This is a genomic window from Kluyvera ascorbata ATCC 33433 (genome assembly GCF_000735365.1).
GTDB classification, from domain to species: domain Bacteria; phylum Pseudomonadota; class Gammaproteobacteria; order Enterobacterales; family Enterobacteriaceae; genus Kluyvera; species Kluyvera ascorbata.
Genome location: NZ_JMPL01000008.1, coordinates 20,125 through 37,559, shown reverse-complemented (window position 1 = coordinate 37,559; position 17,435 = coordinate 20,125). Strand labels below are relative to the sequence as shown.

Genomic DNA, 17,435 nt, shown 5'->3' with positions numbered 1-17,435 from the left:
CCATGGAGAGCAAACGCCTCGATAATGCCGCGCTAGCGGCGGGTATTAGCCCAAATTACATCAATGCCCACGGCAAGCCGCAGTCTATTGGTGCCGACACCAAACGGCGTTTGCTTGACGCAATGCATCATACCGCCGCCACGGATGTGGCGGCCACGCCGATACCCAACGTGATGGTCTGGACGTATGGTAAGAAGATGACGCTGGCGGTGGAGGGGAAGGGCGAGTTTAGCTGGATCCTCACCACCGAAGAGGGCAAGCAGTATCATGGCCAGGCGGCGGGCGGTAAAACGCTCAGCCTGCCGACCCGGCTGCCGGAAGGGTATCACTCGTTAACCCTGACCCAGGGCGATCAGCGCTGGCACTGCCGGGCGATTATTGCTCCCGAACGTTGTTATGAACCGCAGCCGCTGAAAGAGGCGAAAAAGCTGTGGGGTGCCTGCGTGCAGCTCTACACCCTGCGTTCGGATAAAAACTGGGGTATCGGCGACTTCGGCGACCTGAAGGCGATGCTGCCGGAAGTGGCGAAGCGCGGCGGGTCGTTTATCGGCCTCAACCCGATTCATGCGCTCTACCCGGCCAATCCGGAAAGCGCCAGCCCGTATAGTCCATCTTCGCGCCGCTGGATGAACGTTATCTATATCGACGTGAACGCCGTGGAAGACTTTGCGCTGAGCGACGAGGCGCAGGCATGGTGGAAGCTGCCGGCAACACAGAAGAAGTTGAAAGCGGCACGCGACGTGGAGCAGGTGGATTACACCGCGGTGACCGAACTGAAAATGACGGCGCTGCGTATGGCGTGGAAACGCTTTGCCAAACGCAACGATGAGCAGATGGCGACCTTCCGTTACTTTGTCGATAAAGAAGGGGAGAGTCTTTACTGGCAGGCGGCGTATGACGCGCTGCACGCCCATCAGGTGAAAGAAGATAAGCTGCGCTGGGGCTGGCCTGCCTGGCCGAAGGCGTATCAGAATATTGAAAGCTCGGACGTGCAGTCGTTCTGTAAGAAGCATGCCGATGACATAGATTTCTACCTGTGGCTGCAATGGCTGGCGTATACCCAGTTTGCCGACTGCTGGGAGACCAGCCAGAGCGATGCCATGCCGATTGGCCTCTACCGCGACCTGGCGGTGGGTGTGGCTGAAGGCGGCGCGGAAACCTGGTGCGACCGCGAGCTGTACTGCCTGAAAGCCTCCGTAGGCGCGCCGCCGGATATCCTCGGCCCGCTGGGGCAAAACTGGGGACTGCCGCCGATGGATCCGCATATCATCGCCGCGCGTGCCTATGAGCCGTTTATCGAACTGCTGCGTGCCAACATGAAGAACTGCGGCGCGCTACGTATTGACCACGTGATGTCGGTGCTGCGTTTGTGGTGGATCCCGTATGGTGAAACCGCCGATCACGGGGCTTACGTGCAATATCCGGTGGATGCGCTGCTGTCGATTCTGGCGCTGGAGAGTAAACGTCATCGCTGTATGGTGATTGGCGAAGACCTTGGCACCGTACCGGTGGAGATTGTCGGTAAGCTGCGCAAAAGCGGCGTTTACTCGTACAAAGTGCTCTACTTTGAAAACGATAGTGAGAAGAACTTCCGCGCGCCGAAAGCCTATCCAGAGCAGTCGATGGCCGTGGCAACCACCCACGACCTGCCGACGCTGCGCGGCTATTGGGAAAGTGGCGACCTGACGCTCGGCAATCAGCTTGGGCTTTACCCGGACGCTGACGTGCTGCGCGGGCTGTATCAGGATCGTGAACTGGCTAAGCAGGGGCTGCTGGACGCATTGCATAAATACGGCACACTGCCGAAACGTGCGGGGCATAAGGCGTCATTGATGTCGATGACGGCAACGCTGAGTCGCGGAATGCAACGCTATATCGCCGACAGCAACAGCGCGCTGCTTGGGCTTCAGCCGGAAGACTGGCTGCAGATGTCCAGCCCGGTCAACATCCCTGGTACCAGCTCTGAATATCCGAACTGGCGACGCAAGCTCTCCACTTCGCTGGAGGCGATGTTTGCCGATGACGGGGTGAACAAGCTGATTAAGGATTTGGACAAGCGGCGGAAAGCGGCGAGTAAGAAGAAGTAAAAAGAAAAACGCCGGGGATTTCCCCGGCGTTTTTGTATCTGTTGTTTCTGAACCTCCCCGGAGTCGGTGCTATTGCACCTCGTCCGGGCTACGACCGTAACGGTAGCCCGGACGAGCGGAGCGACGGCGGGAATGCAGCGTTACACCACCATCCCCAGCAGCAGACAACCTACCAGACCGCAAACCGAGATAATGGTTTCCAGCATCGACCAGGACTTGATGGTCTCACCAATGGTCAGGTTGAAGTACTCCTTGAACAGCCAGAAGCCTGGATCGTTCACGTGGGAGAAGATAACGGAGCCGGAACCGACGGCGATAACCATCAGCTCAGGGCTAACCCCGGTGGTGGCAATCAGCGGCGCGGCGATACCGCCAGCGGTAATAGCGGCAACGGTGGCAGAACCCAGCGCAATACGCAGCACGGCGGCGATAGACCAGGCCATAAACAGCGGAGAAACGTTGGACTCGTGCATGATAGACGCGATGTACTTATCAACACCGGAGTCGACCAGTACCTGCTTGAAGGCACCGCCACCACCGATGATCAGCAGCATCATGGCGATAATTTTAATGGAGGAGATCAGCGTATCGTTGATGTCATCCATAGAACGGCCACGGTTCAGGCCGAAGGTGAAGATAGCAATCAGCACTGCAATCAGAGTTGCCATCACCGGGTCGCCGAAGAACTCAGCGGCGGGCAGCAGGGCGTGGCCCTTTGGCAGCACCATTTCAGCGATAGCGCGCAGCGCCATCAGGATGACCGGCACCAGAGAGGTCCAGACGCTCACGCCGAAGGACGGCATCTCTGCATCGGTGAAGGTTTTCGGGTTGTGCAGACCTTCCGGGATTGGCTTGTCGATGCTTTTCAGGCAGCGCGCATAAACCGGGCCCGCCAGGATCACGGTTGGGATGGCCAGCAGCGTACCGTACAGCAGGGTTTTACCCATATCCGCGTGGAAGATGGTGGCGATAGCCGTAGGGCCCGGGTGCGGCGGCAGGAAGCCGTGGGTCACGGAGAGCGCCGCGGCCATTGGCACACCAACGTACAGCAGCGGAATACGTGCGTTAGCGGCGATGGTGAATACCAGCGGCAGCAGCAGTACGAAGCCCACTTCATAGAACAGCGCGAAGCCGACGGTGAAGCCGGTCAGGACGACGGCCCACTGAATGTGCTTACGACCAAATTTGTCGATAAGGGTGGTGGCGATACGCTGTGCGCCGCCGCAGTCTGCCAGCATCTTACCGAGCATGGCGCCGAAGCCCATAATCAGCGCCAGGCTGCCGAGGGTGCCGCCGACGCCGTTTTTAATGGAGACGATAACTTTGTCCAGGGGCATGCCCTGCATTAGCCCGACGGCCAGAGCCACCAGAACCAGAGCGATAAACCCGTTCATTTTGAAACGGATCATCAGCAGTAATAAGAGGATAACCCCGATAGCTACGATGATTAATGGCATAATTTATCCAGCCTTTAATTTGTTATGGGTAACGTCACTGTTGTTGCGACAACGTCCAATTGCCCCTACAGAGGGAATAGGTACTGACTTCTCCACGCCACCTTGATGTTGTATGACTCAGCAAAGAATAGCTGGCTATTTATTTAACGCGGTGGTGTGTGTTGCGATGATACGGGTAACATGTGGAGATTGAGAATAACCCTGAGCATGGAAATGTGAAATCTGCGACGGTAGTCAAATTATTGGTAGGGTTATTGCAGTGCGTTGAGCGGGAATTTGCGAGGAATGTTGCGCGGTAACATGATGTCGTGAGTGGGTAGTACATCCCCAGGGTCGGCGTAAACGCCTCGTCCGGGCTACAAACATAGGTAGCCCGGCCAAGCGAAGCGCCGCCGGGGATGAGCGCGGAGCGAACTTAGTAGTAAGAGTGCTCGCCGCGCTGGTGCTCGGTCAGATCGCGCACGCCTTTCAGTTCCGGGAATTCAGCCAGCAGCTGCTTTTCGATACCGTCTTTCAGGGTGACATCAATCATTGAACAACCGTTACAGCCGCCGCCAAATTGCAGGATGGCGTAGCCGTCGTCGGTGATTTCCATCAGCGACACGCGACCACCGTGGCCAGCCAGCTGAGGGTTCACCTGCGACTGCAGCATGTATTCAACGCGCTCCATCAGCGGTGCATCGTCGGACACTTTACGCATTTTCGCGTTTGGCGCTTTCAGGGTCAGCTGAGAACCCAGCTGATCGGTGACGAAATCAATTTCCGCATCTTCCAGATACGGAGCGCTCAGCTCGTCGACATAGGCGGTGAGCTGTTCAAATTTCAGGGCAGTATCACTTGCTTCCACCGCATCCGGCGGGCAATAAGAAACGCCGCATTCTGCGTTAGGCGTACCAGGGTTAATCACAAATACACGGATCTGTGTCCCTTCTTCCTGATTTTGCAGAAGTTTGGCAAAGTGCGCTTGCGCAGTATCGGAAATACGGATCATAGCTTTGACCTAATAGTTGACTACTTTAGTTGGTTATAATACGCCCATAGATGGGGGTCTACAAGGTGCGACACAGACACCATACCTGAACGCTCGCCGCGCCATTTCGCAAAAGAAGCCGGGAAATCTCGGCAACGGTGCTGCCTGTGGTGACGACATCATCCACAACAACCATATGGCGACCCTGAACCGGTAATTCAAGCTGGAACGCATTTTTCAGGTTCTGCTTGCGCAGCCGCGCGCTGAGCTGATGCTGCGTGGCCGTTGGCCGGGTACGGGTAAGCGCGCGCGAGTTGAACTCACAGGGCAGCCATTTTGCCAGCGCCTGGCAGAGCAGCTCGCTCTGGTTATACCCCCGACGCCAGTGACGGCGTTGCCACAGCGGCACGCTGATAAGCTGTTGCGGTATAGGTCGCATGGCGTTTTGCCGCACGGCCAGCAGCAGTAGGCGCGCCAGTGCAGGAGCAAGCTCTGGCTGACCGCTAAACTTGAAGTGATGAATCAAGGTACTGAGCGGCGGTTGATAGTCGTTAATCGCGACCAGCCGTTGCCAGGGCGGCGGTTTTTGCAAGCAGCGTCCGCAGGGGACGTTTCTGTCGGCTGAAGGTAACCCGCACTGCGGACAAAGACACATCCTTAGAGTGACCGCGCCGGTACAGCGCGAGCAGATACCCCACGCCGGTAGCGCCAGCGGCATTTTGCATAGCCAGCACGAGCCGTGGACTGTTAGCATAATCGCCTCCTGAACTGATAAAACGAGAACAATAGCTGATGAACGACATCTGGTGGCAAACCACGGGCGAAGGAAATTGTCATCTTGTGCTGCTGCACGGATGGGGGCTGAATGCCCAGGTCTGGGATTGCATCACGCCGGAATTAGGCGCGCATTTTACGCTGCATCTGGTCGACCTACCGGGCTATGGTCGCAGCGGCGGATTTGGTGCACTTTCGCTGGAAGAGATGGCCGATCGCGTGCTGGAAAAAGCGCCAGCAAAGGCTATCTGGCTTGGCTGGAGCCTGGGAGGACTGGTGGCAAGCGAAGTGGCATTACGCCACCCGGAACGCGTTGAGGCGCTGGTCACCGTCGCATCGTCACCATGTTTTAGCGCGCATGAAGAGTGGCCGGGCATTAAGCCTGAGGTGCTCGGCGGGTTCCAGCAACAGCTTAGCGAAGACTTCCAGCGCACCGTAGAGCGTTTCCTGGCGCTGCAAACGCTGGGCACTGAAAGCGCCCGTCAGGATGCCCGTGCGCTGAAGCAGACGGTGCTATCCCTGCCGATGCCCTCTTCCGAGGTACTGAACGGCGGGCTGGAGATCCTTAAAACCGCTGACCTGCGCCAGCCGCTCGCCGCGCTGACGGTACCGTTCCTGCGTCTATACGGTCGGCTTGATGGATTGGTTCCAAGAAAAATTGTACCGCTGCTGGATGCCCAGTGGCCGCAGAGCGAATCGCTGGTGTTTGATAAGGCGGCTCATGCGCCGTTTATTTCGCATCCGCAGGCATTCTGCGAACCGTTGCTGGCGCTCAAACAACGCTTACGGAATTATTTTTAGCCTGACGTGGTAAATGGCAAATTTGTAGCAATACTTAACTTGTTACGGTGGCTGGCTATTTCGGCGGGCCACTGTCACCTACGAAAATAACTGAATGGAGTGTAGGCCTATGAAACTCGTTACAGGTATTGTTGCATCTCTGGTTATCGGTTCGCTTTCATTTGGTGCATTTGCGGCCAAGGAAATCACTAAAGAAGACGTTGCTAAGATGAATCTGACTAAAATCGGTAACATCACCACGTCAAACACGACCTCGCCAATGGATGCTAAACACGATCTGTCTAAAAAGGCGGATGAGCTGGGCGGCAAGTACTATGTGATCATTGCGGGTGAGAAGAACGAGAAAACCGTTCACGGTAATGCGGACGTCTATAAGTAAGTCGGTCGAACATGTTATTCCCGGCGTTTGTTCACGCCGGGAATACGTTTTAGCGTAGCGCCCACCACTGACGTAAGCAGGCTTTTCCTTCCGGGCAGCTTTTACAACTACCGGTCAGACATCCATCAGGTTCTTCGTCAATTTTCATGACTTTCCCCATGGCTTCCAGGCGACTCAGCATGGCATCGATCAGCGGCTGCGGCGTATGCAGTTGGGCGCTGAGCTGTGAAGCTTCCATGCGTCCCTGCAATGCCAGCATATCGCGTACTTCAATCAATGATGCCATGTTGACTCCTAGTGACAATCGCCTGCCGGGCTAGAGCAGCAGGAGGTCGGGGTTTTGCTTGTCGCCAGCAGGGAGACATCCACCCGGCTACGGGCACGGCGCAGCAGACCAATCACCACCACGTTGAACAGAATCACCGCCAGGATGCACACCAGGCTGTAGCGTGGGTGCTGGCTGAAGCTCACCGCCTGGTAGTACAGCGTAGACAGTGAGTAGGCGATGTTCAGACCCCACAGAATGGAGAAGGTCATCCAGCCGCGGCTCGACTCACGGGCAATCGCCCCCATCACCGAGATGCACGGAACATAGAGCAGAACGAAAATCAGGTAGCTGTAGGCTGCTGCCGCGCTGCCGAATTTACTGCTCATCACGCCCATGGCACCGGTTTCCATATTACCGTCGCCTTTACTGGCTTCGATTGGGTTAGCCAGTACGCTCAGACTAAAGGTGTCTTTCAGCCCTTGCCAGGTTTCATCCGCTGCGGCGAGCAGCTCTTCACCGAGGCTGAACTCCTGTGGATTAAACTCTTCGTTCTGAATGTTTTCGGCGGTGTAGAGGGTGTTCAGCGTACCGACCACCACTTCTTTCGCCATCGCACCGGTAAACAGACCCACGGTGGCCTGCCAGTTATCATCATGCACGCCAATTGGTTTAAACACCGGGGTGATCGCGCGGCTGACGGAGGCCAGTGCGGAATCGTTGATGTTGTCGACGATTTTGCCGCTGAACGAGAAGCTGTTCAGCGCGCTCAGGAAGATACTGACGATAACGATAACTTTACCGGCGCGCAGTACGAAGCCTTTCAGGCGCTGCCAGGTCTGGATAATCAGGCTCTTAATGTGCGGTACGTGGTACACCGGCAGTTCCATCACGAACGGAGACGCTTCGCCGCGCATGATGGTGTATTTGAGCATCAGGCCGGTCAGGATGGCGATAACAATACCCAGCACGTACAGGGAGAAGACCACCAGCGCTCCGCCCTGGCCGAAGAAGGCGGCGGCGAAGACGGCGAAGATAGCCAGACGCGCGCCGCAGGACATAAACGGCGCCATCATGATGGTCATCAGACGTTCACGCGGGGCATCGAGGGTACGTGCGCCCATGACCGATGGCACGTTACAGCCGAAGCCGACGATCAGCGGTACGAACGATTTACCCGGCAGACCCAGAGACTGCATCAGACGGTCCATGACGAATGCGGCGCGCGCCATGTACCCGGAGTCCTCAAGGAAGGAGAGGAACAGGTACATCATGCCGATTTGCGGCACGAGCGGCAGCACGGTGTTGATACCGCCACCGATACCCTGCGCCAGGAAGACCGTCAGCCAGTCCGGGAAATGCAGCTGGTAGCCAATCCATTGAATACCGTGGATAAAGATGGCAACGGAGCCGCCGTCGAAGATTGGCTGCAACGCACCGCCGATGTTAATCGCCAGCAAGAACATCAGGTACATCACGAATAGGAAAATCGGCAGGCCCAGCACGCGGTTGAGGACGATTCTATCCATCGCGGCGGTGAAGCGGCTTGGCTCGGCGGTCAGGGTGTTGCTGACGGCATCGCAAATCGCGGCAATGCTCTGGTAGCGTGCGTCGGCGATGTGCAGCGCGGGGTCGTCCATCTCTTCGCTAAGATGCGCCAGGGAAACGTCCAGCTTGTGTGCGGCATCTCCGGCGTAGGCGCTGCTATAGATATCACCTTCGAGCATCTGCATACCCAGCCAGTGGCGTTGACGTTCAGGGATTTCCTGCGACATCTCTTTTGCCAGGTTATCGGCTTCGCGCAGCAGCGGCTGCGGGTAGTGCACCAGCTCAATTGACTCATTGCCCTGATGGCGGTCAATGGCCATTTTCAGCGCTTCAATTCCGCGAGCGCGGGTGGAAACCAGCGGTACAACCGGACAGCCGAGGCGGGCAGAGAGCGCATCCACGTCGATGCGGATTTGCTGTTTCTCGGCAATGTCGAGCATGTTCAGCGCCACCACGCACGGAATGCCCAGTTCGAGAAGTTGCAGCGTCAGGTAAAGGTTACGTTCGAGGTTGGAGGCATCGACCACGTTAATCAGCAGGTCGGCATCGCCGCTCAGAATGTAGTGACAGGCAATCTGCTCATCCAGCGAGGTTTGCGACGAAATGGTGGTCAGCGAGTAGGTGCCCGGCAGGTCGACGAGGGTGACCTGATGATCGGTGGTGGAGAATGCACCTTCTTTACGCTCAACCGTTACCCCGGCCCAGTTGCCCACGCGCTGGCGCGCGCCGGTGAGCTGGTTAAATAAGGTTGTCTTGCCGGAATTAGGATTACCAATTAAACCGATGGTTAATTTTTTCATTTTTCAGACTCTTAGTGCCGGGCTGAAGTTATTACGCGATGGATTCTAATTCTATTAGCGCGAGATCTTTTTTACGTAGCACCAGGCTGACGCGGCGAGTTTCAATATGAATAGGATCGCCGAGTGGTGCAACGCGAACCACATTAAAGGACGATCCCGGTAGCATACCCAGTGACAGCAGTTTCTGACGATAGGCTGGGCTAATTTCGCGGGAGAAACCGACAATCTTCCACGCAGTATCAGGTGTAAATTGCATAGAACCTACTTGTATATCGCTAGCTGAACGAGAGGGAACCCGCATGCTGCCTGGCGGCAACCGGGGCATCGTCACAGAATAAAAGAATAAAGCTTACTGAATATGATGATAATGAGAATGGTTTTTATCATCAATACATATTATGCGATCGGTGGGAATTTCGAACGGAATTTGCACTTTTTTTGATATGACGCAAGCAACGCATTGTAGCTGTGAATGAATTAAATATTATTTTCTTCGCTTAATGTTTAATTAAGGTTTCATTGGTTAATAAAATAAAACGTGATGAGGCTTATTATTAAAAGCTGAACGGAAGATAATAATGGCTGAGATATGCCAAATAAGCGGCAGACCGGGCGAGGCGTTTTAACGCCGACGTCGGGGAGGCTCTGGAGCGGTTCCCGGCGTCGCTGTGCTCGGCCGGGCTACTGGTTTCGATTAGCGTTTTTTGCCCATGGCGGCTGCCAGCGCATCCATCATCGCGCTGTTGCCCGCAGGCTGCGCTTCGCGTCCGCGAGGTTTTGCCGCTTTCGCTGCCGGGCGGTTGTTGCCCTGGCTGCGATCGTTACCGCCACCGCGACGGGCGTTGGTTTCACCCGGCTGCTCGTCAAGGCGCATGGTCAGCGCAATGCGTTTACGCTGCAGATCCACTTCCAGCACCTTCACTTTGACGATATCGCCCGCTTTCACCACGGTGTGTGGGTCTTCGACAAACTTATCCGCCAGCGAAGAGATGTGGACCAGGCCATCCTGATGCACGCCGATATCGACAAACGCACCAAAGTTGGTGACGTTGGTGACGGCACCTTCGAGGATCATTCCCGGAAGCAGGTCGTTCATGGTTTCTACACCATCGGCAAACTTCGCGGTTTTGAACTCAGGACGCGGATCGCGGCCCGGTTTTTCCAGCTCTTTGATGATGTCGGTAACGGTTGGCACACCGAAACGCTCGTCGGTGAATTCAGAGGCTTTCAGGTTTCTGAGTTCATTGCTGTTGCCCATTAAATCCTTCAGCGCCTGCTGCGTGGCGGCCAGAATACGCTCGACCACCGGATAGGCTTCCGGGTGAACGGTTGAGGCATCCAGCGGGTTGTCGCCGTGGTTAATGCGCAGGAAGCCAGCGCACTGCTCAAACGCTTTTGGCCCCAGACGACTCACCTTCAGCAACTGCTGGCGATTCTGGAACTGACCGTTCTCGTCGCGCCAGGCGACGATGTTCTGCGCCATCATGCGCGTCAGGCCTGCTACGCGGGTCAGCAGCGGCACGGAGGCGGTGTTCAGGTCTACGCCGACGGCGTTTACGCAGTCTTCTACGACTGCATCAAGCTTACGCGCCAGCTGAGTCTGGCTAACGTCATGCTGATATTGGCCGACCCCGATGGATTTCGGGTCGATTTTCACCAGTTCTGCCAGCGGATCTTGTAAACGACGGGCGATAGACACCGCGCCGCGCAGGGAAACGTCGAGGTCCGGGAACTCCAGCGCCGCCAGTTCAGAGGCAGAGTAGACGGATGCGCCCGCTTCGCTGACGATCACCTTCTGGGCGGTGACTTTCGGGAACTGCTGCTGTACGTCGAGGAAGAAGCGTTCGGTTTCGCGAGACGCTGTCCCGTTACCGATAGCCACCAGCTCTACGTTGTGCTTTTCGCACAGTGTGGCGACGACAACCGCGGCTTTCGCCGCCTGACCGGTATGCGGATAAATGGTGTCGGTGGCGACCAGCTTGCCGGTACCGTCAACTACTGCCACTTTGACGCCGGTACGCAGGCCCGGATCAAGGCCCATGGTGGCACGCAGGCCAGCCGGTGCAGCCATCAGCAGATCGTGCAGATTGCGGGCGAAGACGTTAATGGCTTCATCTTCCGCACGTTCGCGCACGGTGCCCATCAGTTCGGTTTCGAGGTGCATCAGCACCTTGATGCGCCAGGTCCAGCTCACCACGCCTTTACGCCAGCTGTCCGCCGGCGCGTTGTTCAGGCGCAGGCCGAGGTGGTCGATAATAATCTGTTCGCAGTAGCTCTCTTTCGGCGGCTCGTCGTACTGTGGGTCGGCGTTGAGAGAGAGTTGCAGCACGCCTTCATTACGCCCGCGGAACATCGCTAGCGCGCGGTGGGAAGGGGTGGTGGAAATAGGTTCGTGGTGGTCGAAGTAGTCGCGGAACTTAGCGCCTTCTTCTTCTTTACCGCTGACCACTTTGGCAACCAGATGGGCGTTCTTCCATAGGTAGTCACGCACTTTCGCCAGCAGGCCTGCGTCTTCCGCGAAGCGCTCCATCAGGATATAGCGTGCGCCATCAAGGGCCGCTTTGGTGTCCGCAACGCCCTTATCGGCATCGATAAATTTAGCGGCTTCGGTTTCCGGGTCGTGGGACGGCTCGCTCCACAGCAGGTCGGCCAGCGGCTCAAGGCCCGCTTCAATGGCAATCTGCCCGCGGGTGCGGCGCTTTTGTTTGTAAGGTAAGTAGAGGTCTTCCAGCTCGGTTTTGTTGAGCGTGCCGTTGATGGCTTTTTCCAGCGCCTCGGTCAGCTTACCTTGCTCACCGATGGATTTCAGAATGGCCTGACGGCGGTCTTCCAGCTCACGCAGATACCCGAGGCGGGTTTCCAGATTACGCAGCTGCGTATCATCCAGTCCGCCGGTGATTTCCTTACGATAACGTGCAATAAACGGCACGGTGTTCCCTTCATCAAGCAGGCGAACGGCGGCTTCCACCTGTTCGGCTCTGGCCTGAAGTTCACCCGCAATAATGCGGCAGAGCGAATCATTCATCATGGCTTGGTTTCACTGTTAGGTCATAAAATCAGGGGACAGTTATACGGATTGACTGGCAAAAATACCAGTCATCAGCAGGGGCTTCGGATTGTTCCGGTCTTATTTTACGTATTCGATCTCATTCACGTACCAGCTTGCTTCACCCGCCGGGGTGTTGACCACCGCCAGGTCGCCGACCTCTTTCTTCAGCAGCGCGCGGGCCATCGGCGAGTCGATGGAGATATAGTCCTTGCGACCAAAAATCTCATCGTAGCCGACGATGCGAAAACGCTTGGTATCGCCGTCGTCGTTTTCTATCTCAACCCAGGCGCCGAAAAAGACTTTGCCTTCCTGCTGCGGCGAATAATCGACAATGCGCAGATTTTCCAGGCATTTGGTCAAATAACGAACGCGTCGGTCAATCTCCCTTAAGCGTTTCTTATTATACTGATAGTCAGCATTCTCACTGCGATCGCCAAGGCTTGCGGCCCAGGTCACCTTCTTTGTGACCTCCGGGCGCTCTTCGCGCCAGAGATAATCCATCTCTTTTTTGAGCTTTTCGTACCCTTCACGGGTGATCAACTGTGTTTTCATGTTCCATGCTTACCTGCTGCCGAGGAAAGAATACGCACAATACGTATTACGCGAGTATGCCGACAGAATAAATAATGTGTATTAAGATTCATTGTATACTTAACTCGCTGTTAAATATGCTTTGTAACAATTTAGCCTGGAATTTATACCAGATTTAGCTGGTCGCAAGCGCAGGCTTTTTTGAGAATACATGCTGAATAATTGTTGCGAACCTTTGGGAGTAAAAACAATGCAAGAGAATTATAAGATTCTTGTTGTGGATGACGATATGCGCCTGCGCGCGCTGCTGGAACGTTATCTGACCGAGCAGGGTTTCCAGGTTCGAAGCGTAGCTAACGCCGAACAGATGGACCGATTACTGACTCGTGAATCATTCCATCTGATGGTTCTGGATTTAATGCTGCCAGGCGAAGACGGTCTGTCGATTTGCCGTCGTCTGCGTAGTCAGAGCAACCCGATGCCGATCATCATGGTGACGGCGAAAGGGGAAGAAGTTGACCGTATCGTGGGCCTGGAAATCGGTGCCGACGATTACATTCCGAAACCGTTTAACCCGCGTGAACTGCTGGCCCGTATTCGTGCGGTACTGCGTCGTCAGGCGAACGAACTGCCGGGCGCTCCTTCTCAGGAAGAAGCGGTTATCGCCTTCGGTAAGTTCAAGCTGAACCTCGGTACTCGCGAAATGTTCCGCGAAGATGAGCCTATGCCACTCACTAGCGGTGAGTTTGCGGTACTGAAAGCGCTGGTCAGCCACCCGCGTGAACCGCTGTCTCGCGATAAGCTGATGAACCTGGCCCGTGGTCGCGAATACTCGGCGATGGAACGTTCCATCGATGTGCAGATTTCTCGCCTGCGCCGCATGGTGGAAGAAGATCCGGCTCACCCACGCTACATTCAGACCGTTTGGGGTCTGGGCTACGTGTTCGTCCCGGACGGTTCTAAAGCATGAGGCGACTTCGCTTCTCGCCTCGAAGTTCGTTTGCCCGCACGTTACTGTTGATTGTCACCCTGCTGTTTGTCAGCCTGGTGACAACCTATCTTGTGGTGCTGAACTTCGCGATTTTGCCAAGCCTGCAGCAGTTTAATAAGGTCTTAGCCTACGAAGTCCGTATGCTGATGACCGATAAACTGCAGTTGGAAGACGGCACGCAGCTTGTCGTGCCGCCGGCATTTCGCCGCGAGATCTATCGTGAACTGGGTATCTCACTCTATTCCGATGAAGCCGCTGAAGAGGCCGGTTTACGCTGGGCTCAACACTACGAGTTCTTAAGTCAGCAGATGGCCCAGCAGTTGGGCGGGCCGACTGAAGTGCGCGTTGAAGTCAATAAAAGCTCCCCGGTGGTCTGGTTGAAGACCTGGCTGTCACCCAATATCTGGGTGCGCGTGCCGTTAACCGAAATCCATCAGGGAGACTTCTCTCCGCTCTTCCGCTATACCCTGGCGATTATGCTGCTGGCGATAGGCGGCGCGTGGCTGTTTATCCGCATCCAGAACCGACCCCTGGTCGACCTGGAGCATGCCGCGCTTCAGGTCGGGAAAGGCATTATTCCTCCGCCGCTGCGTGAATACGGTGCGTCTGAGGTGCGTTCGGTGACCCGAGCCTTTAACCATATGGCCGCGGGCGTGAAGCAGCTTTCCGACGACCGTACGCTGTTGATGGCCGGTGTCAGCCATGACCTTCGCACGCCGCTGACGCGTATTCGTCTGGCGACGGAGATGATGGGTGAAGAGGATGGTTATCTTGCTGAATCTATCAATAAAGATATTGAAGAGTGCAACGCCATCATCGAGCAGTTTATTGACTATCTGCGTACCGGTCAGGAGATGCCGCTGGAGTCTATCGACCTCAACACGGTGCTGGGTGAAGTGATCGCAGCGGAAAGTGGCTACGAGCGCGAAATTGATACCGCATTGTTCAACGACGAGATCCCGGTAAGGGTGCATCCGCTGTCTATCAAGCGTGCGCTGGCCAATATGGTGGTGAACGCCGCGCGTTATGGCAACGGCTGGATTAAAGTCAGCAGCGGTCGTGAAGCGCATCGTGCCTGGTTCCAGGTAGAAGACGATGGCCCGGGCATTAAACCCGAGCAGCGTAAGCACCTGTTCCAACCGTTTGTTCGTGGCGATAGCGCCCGTACCATCAGCGGAACAGGTCTGGGGCTGGCCATCGTGCAGCGTATTATCGATAACCACAACGGGTTGCTGGAGCTTGATACCAGCGAACGCGGCGGGTTGCTGATACGCGCCTGGCTGCCGGTGCCGGGAAGTCGCCCAACGACGCCGACGAAAGAGAGCTAAAAAAAACCGCTGGGGGAAACCCCGGCGGTTTTTGTTTGTGTGGTGCGGTGTGTTGTCCCGGCGTCGCTTCGCTCGGCCGGGCTATTTGTATGAGATTCGTTAAATGGCGATCAACTGCTTAATGATGAATGGGTTGGCCTGAAGCAGCAGCAGGAGTTTACGTGGTGCCCCCGTTGGCTGACGACGTTTTGTCTCCCAACTTTTTACCAGGTCATAGCTCACACCGACGGCGATAGCAAAATCTTGCTGGCGTAGCCCGGTGGCTTCACGAATGGCTTTTACATCGATCTCGCTAAAGGTATGTACGTGCTCAGGTTTTGGCGTCTCATCGCCTTTTTCAATGCGTACCATTTCTTCTGCACTGGCCAGCAGATCGGCAAATAATTCATCTTTCATGATTGCCTCATCGCATTGGATAACTGCTTCAAAACACTTTTCTGCTTTTCAGTTAAATCATCTTGTTCATTCTTAGGATAAATCAGCGCCAGATAAATCCTGCCTTTACTCGTTACGTTATAGTAAATGACTCGAACTCCACCTCGCTTCCCCATCCCAGGACGATTCCAGCGTATTTTCCTGAAACCGCCTGTACCTGAAATGGTTTCTCCCGCTTCCGGGTTCTCAATAAGAATCTCCTGGAAAACCCAGAATTCATCGTCTGGCAATAAGACCCGACGCCGTTTACTGAATCCTTGTAGTTCGATGAAGGTGAACATTACGCATCCTGCGTAGATGATATTTCCATCAAGTATAAGTGTACCTGGTACACTTAAAAAGTATTTGGATAAAAAAAGCCCTTATCCCGAAGGGTAAGGGCTCGACTGCGTGTCTACCCGTTACAGCTTCGGCCCTGCGCTCACCAACGCGGCGCCTGCCGGGGTATCGGTGTATTTCTCGAAGTTCTCAATGAACAGCTTCGCCAGCGCCTGGGCTTTCTCCTGCCACTGCTCCGGCGAACCGTAGGTGCTGCGCGGGTCGAGGATGTGGGTGTCTACGCCCGGCAGTTCCGTTGGGATCTGCAGGTCGAACATTGGCAGGGTGAAGGTTTCTGCGTTGTCCAGAGAGCCGTCGAGGATGGCATCGATAATCGCGCGCGTATTCTGGATAGAGATACGTTTGCCGGTGCCGTTCCAGCCGGTATTCACCAGGTAAGCCTGTGCGCCTGCGGCATGCATGCGTTTTACCAGCACTTCAGCGTACTGCGTCGGGTGCAGCGACAGGAACGCCGCGCCGAAGCAGGCGGAGAAGGTTGGGGTCGGCTCGGTGACGCCGCGCTCGGTACCTGCCAGCTTCGCGGTGAAGCCAGAAAGGAAGTGGTACTGCGTCTGATCGGCGGTGAGGCGCGATACTGGCGGCAGAACCCCGAAAGCATCGGCGGTCAGGAAGATAACCTTGGTGGCGTGGCCCGCTTTCGACACCGGCTTCACGATATTGTCGATGTGGTAAATCGGGTAGGAGACGCGAGTGTTTTCCGTTTTGGAACCGTCGTTAAAGTCGATAGTACCGTCGGCCAGCACCACCACGTTTTCCAGCAGCGCATCGCGACGGATCGCGTGATAGATATCCGGCTCAGCGGCTTCGGAGAGCTTGATGGTCTTCGCGTAGCAGCCGCCTTCAAAGTTAAACACGCCGTCATCATCCCAGCCGTGTTCGTCATCACCAATCAGACGACGTTTTGGATCGGTGGAAAGGGTGGTTTTACCGGTGCCGGACAGGCCGAAGAAGACCGCCACGTCGCCTTTCTCGCCGACGTTAGCGGAACAGTGCATAGAAGCAATGCCTTGCAGCGGCAGCAGGTAGTTCATGATAGAGAACATCCCTTTTTTCATTTCGCCGCCGTACCAGGTCCCGCCAATCAGCTGGATGCGCTCTGTCAGGTTAAACGCGACAAAGTTTTCCGAGTTGAGGCCCTGTTCTTTCCACTGTGGGTTAGTGCATTTTGCGCCATTCATCACGATGAAGTCTGGTTTGAACGTCTTCAGTTCTTCATCAGTTGGACGGATAAACATGTTCTTCACGAAGTGCGCCTGCCAGGCGACTTCCGTAATAAAGCGGACGGACAGGCGGGTGTCTTCGTTCGCGCCGCAGTAGGCATCGACGATAAACAGGCGCTTGCCGGAAAGCTGCTGGGAGACCAGGCCTTTAAGATGTTGCCAGATTTCAGGTGACAGAGGCTTGTTGTCATTTTTTCCGTTGCCCTTATCAGACCACCATACCGTGTCGCGCGTTGTGTCGTCGCGAACGATATATTTGTCCTTTGGAGAACGGCCGGTAAAGATACCGGTGTCGACAGAAATTGCGCCCAGATTCGTTAAGACACCGCGCTCATAACCTTCCAGGTTAGGATCGAGTTCTTCTTGATACAATGTATCGTAATCGGGGTTGTAGACGATATCCTGTGCGTCGTTAATACCATAAGCCTTGAGGTCCTGCGGGGTTATACCGTTGCGCATTT

16 protein-coding genes are annotated in these 17,435 nt (G+C 55.6%); 5 read left to right on the top strand and 11 right to left on the bottom strand.

Annotated elements, in window-relative coordinates:
* Positions 1-2: 2 nt before the first annotated feature.
* The gene (gene malQ / locus GKAS_RS03980) at positions 3-2,087 is read left to right on the top strand and encodes a 4-alpha-glucanotransferase (protein ID WP_035892131.1); all 2,085 of its coding nucleotides are present in this window, start codon (positions 3-5) and stop codon (positions 2,085-2,087) included.
* Between the two features lie 140 nt (positions 2,088-2,227).
* Here the strand turns inward: malQ and gntT are convergent, their stop codons facing one another.
* The 3 genes from gntT to gntX form a co-directional block, all read right to left on the bottom strand.
* A complete protein-coding gene (gene gntT, locus GKAS_RS03975) occupies positions 2,228-3,544 on the bottom strand; it encodes a gluconate transporter (RefSeq protein ID WP_035892130.1) in 1,317 nt (438 codons plus the stop codon).
* 415 nt (positions 3,545-3,959) lie between these two features.
* Positions 3,960-4,535, bottom strand: a complete 576-nt coding sequence (nfuA, locus tag GKAS_RS03970; RefSeq protein WP_035892128.1) for a Fe-S biogenesis protein NfuA — start codon at positions 4,533-4,535, stop codon at positions 3,960-3,962.
* A 58-nt stretch (positions 4,536-4,593) separates the two neighbouring features.
* The gene (gene gntX / locus GKAS_RS03965) at positions 4,594-5,268 is read right to left on the bottom strand and encodes a DNA utilization protein GntX (protein ID WP_072011344.1); all 675 of its coding nucleotides are present in this window, start codon (positions 5,266-5,268) and stop codon (positions 4,594-4,596) included.
* Between the two features lie 38 nt (positions 5,269-5,306).
* Between gntX and bioH the strand changes: the two genes are divergently transcribed.
* Positions 5,307-6,089 carry a pimeloyl-ACP methyl ester esterase BioH gene (gene bioH, locus GKAS_RS03960; RefSeq protein ID WP_035892126.1) on the top strand — a complete coding sequence of 261 codons (783 nt, stop codon included), beginning with the start codon at positions 5,307-5,309 and terminating at the stop codon, positions 6,087-6,089.
* 109 nt (positions 6,090-6,198) lie between these two features.
* Positions 6,199-6,468 carry a YdgH/BhsA/McbA-like domain containing protein gene (locus GKAS_RS03955; protein WP_035892124.1) on the top strand — a complete coding sequence of 90 codons (270 nt, stop codon included), beginning with the start codon at positions 6,199-6,201 and terminating at the stop codon, positions 6,466-6,468.
* A 49-nt stretch (positions 6,469-6,517) separates the two neighbouring features.
* On the opposite strand, the gene feoC is transcribed toward GKAS_RS03955, so the two are convergent.
* The 5 genes from feoC to greB form a co-directional block, all read right to left on the bottom strand.
* Positions 6,518-6,754, bottom strand: a complete 237-nt coding sequence (gene feoC, locus GKAS_RS03950) for a [Fe-S]-dependent transcriptional repressor FeoC (RefSeq protein ID WP_035892123.1) — start codon at positions 6,752-6,754, stop codon at positions 6,518-6,520.
* Between the two features lie 8 nt (positions 6,755-6,762).
* Complete coding sequence (feoB, locus tag GKAS_RS03945) at positions 6,763-9,081, bottom strand: Fe(2+) transporter permease subunit FeoB (RefSeq protein WP_035892122.1); 2,319 nt, start codon at positions 9,079-9,081, stop codon at positions 6,763-6,765.
* A 31-nt stretch (positions 9,082-9,112) separates the two neighbouring features.
* The gene (feoA, locus tag GKAS_RS03940; protein ID WP_035892120.1) at positions 9,113-9,337 is read right to left on the bottom strand and encodes a ferrous iron transporter A; all 225 of its coding nucleotides are present in this window, start codon (positions 9,335-9,337) and stop codon (positions 9,113-9,115) included.
* A 438-nt stretch (positions 9,338-9,775) separates the two neighbouring features.
* Positions 9,776-12,109 carry a Tex family protein gene (locus GKAS_RS03935; protein ID WP_035892119.1) on the bottom strand — a complete coding sequence of 778 codons (2,334 nt, stop codon included), beginning with the start codon at positions 12,107-12,109 and terminating at the stop codon, positions 9,776-9,778.
* A 99-nt stretch (positions 12,110-12,208) separates the two neighbouring features.
* Positions 12,209-12,682: a transcription elongation factor GreB gene (greB, locus tag GKAS_RS03930; protein WP_035892118.1), complete on the bottom strand. Its 474-nt coding sequence runs from the start codon at positions 12,680-12,682 to the stop codon at positions 12,209-12,211.
* 229 nt (positions 12,683-12,911) lie between these two features.
* Here greB and ompR point away from each other — a divergent pair, with 229 nt between their 5' ends.
* Together ompR and envZ are read left to right on the top strand one after the other, a co-directional pair.
* A complete protein-coding gene (gene ompR, locus GKAS_RS03925; RefSeq protein WP_001157751.1) occupies positions 12,912-13,631 on the top strand; it encodes an osmolarity response regulator transcription factor OmpR in 720 nt (239 codons plus the stop codon).
* Positions 13,628-14,980: a two-component system sensor histidine kinase EnvZ gene (gene envZ, locus GKAS_RS03920; protein ID WP_035892116.1), complete on the top strand. Its 1,353-nt coding sequence runs from the start codon at positions 13,628-13,630 to the stop codon at positions 14,978-14,980. Before ompR ends, envZ begins: the two co-directional genes overlap by 4 nt.
* A gap of 99 nt (positions 14,981-15,079) precedes the next feature.
* Here the strand turns inward: envZ and nadS are convergent, their stop codons facing one another.
* From nadS to pckA, 3 genes are all read right to left on the bottom strand, one after another.
* The gene (gene nadS / locus GKAS_RS03915; protein WP_035892115.1) at positions 15,080-15,376 is read right to left on the bottom strand and encodes a NadS family protein; all 297 of its coding nucleotides are present in this window, start codon (positions 15,374-15,376) and stop codon (positions 15,080-15,082) included.
* The gene (locus GKAS_RS03910; RefSeq protein WP_035892114.1) at positions 15,373-15,696 is read right to left on the bottom strand and encodes a type II toxin-antitoxin system RelE/ParE family toxin; all 324 of its coding nucleotides are present in this window, start codon (positions 15,694-15,696) and stop codon (positions 15,373-15,375) included. The genes nadS and GKAS_RS03910 overlap by 4 nt, the downstream gene beginning before the upstream one ends.
* 120 nt (positions 15,697-15,816) lie before the next feature.
* Positions 15,817-17,433 (bottom strand): phosphoenolpyruvate carboxykinase (ATP), encoded by a 1,617-nt coding sequence (gene pckA / locus GKAS_RS03905; protein WP_035892113.1) that lies wholly within the window; start codon positions 17,431-17,433, stop codon positions 15,817-15,819.
* Between the last annotated feature and the right edge of the window lie 2 nt (positions 17,434-17,435).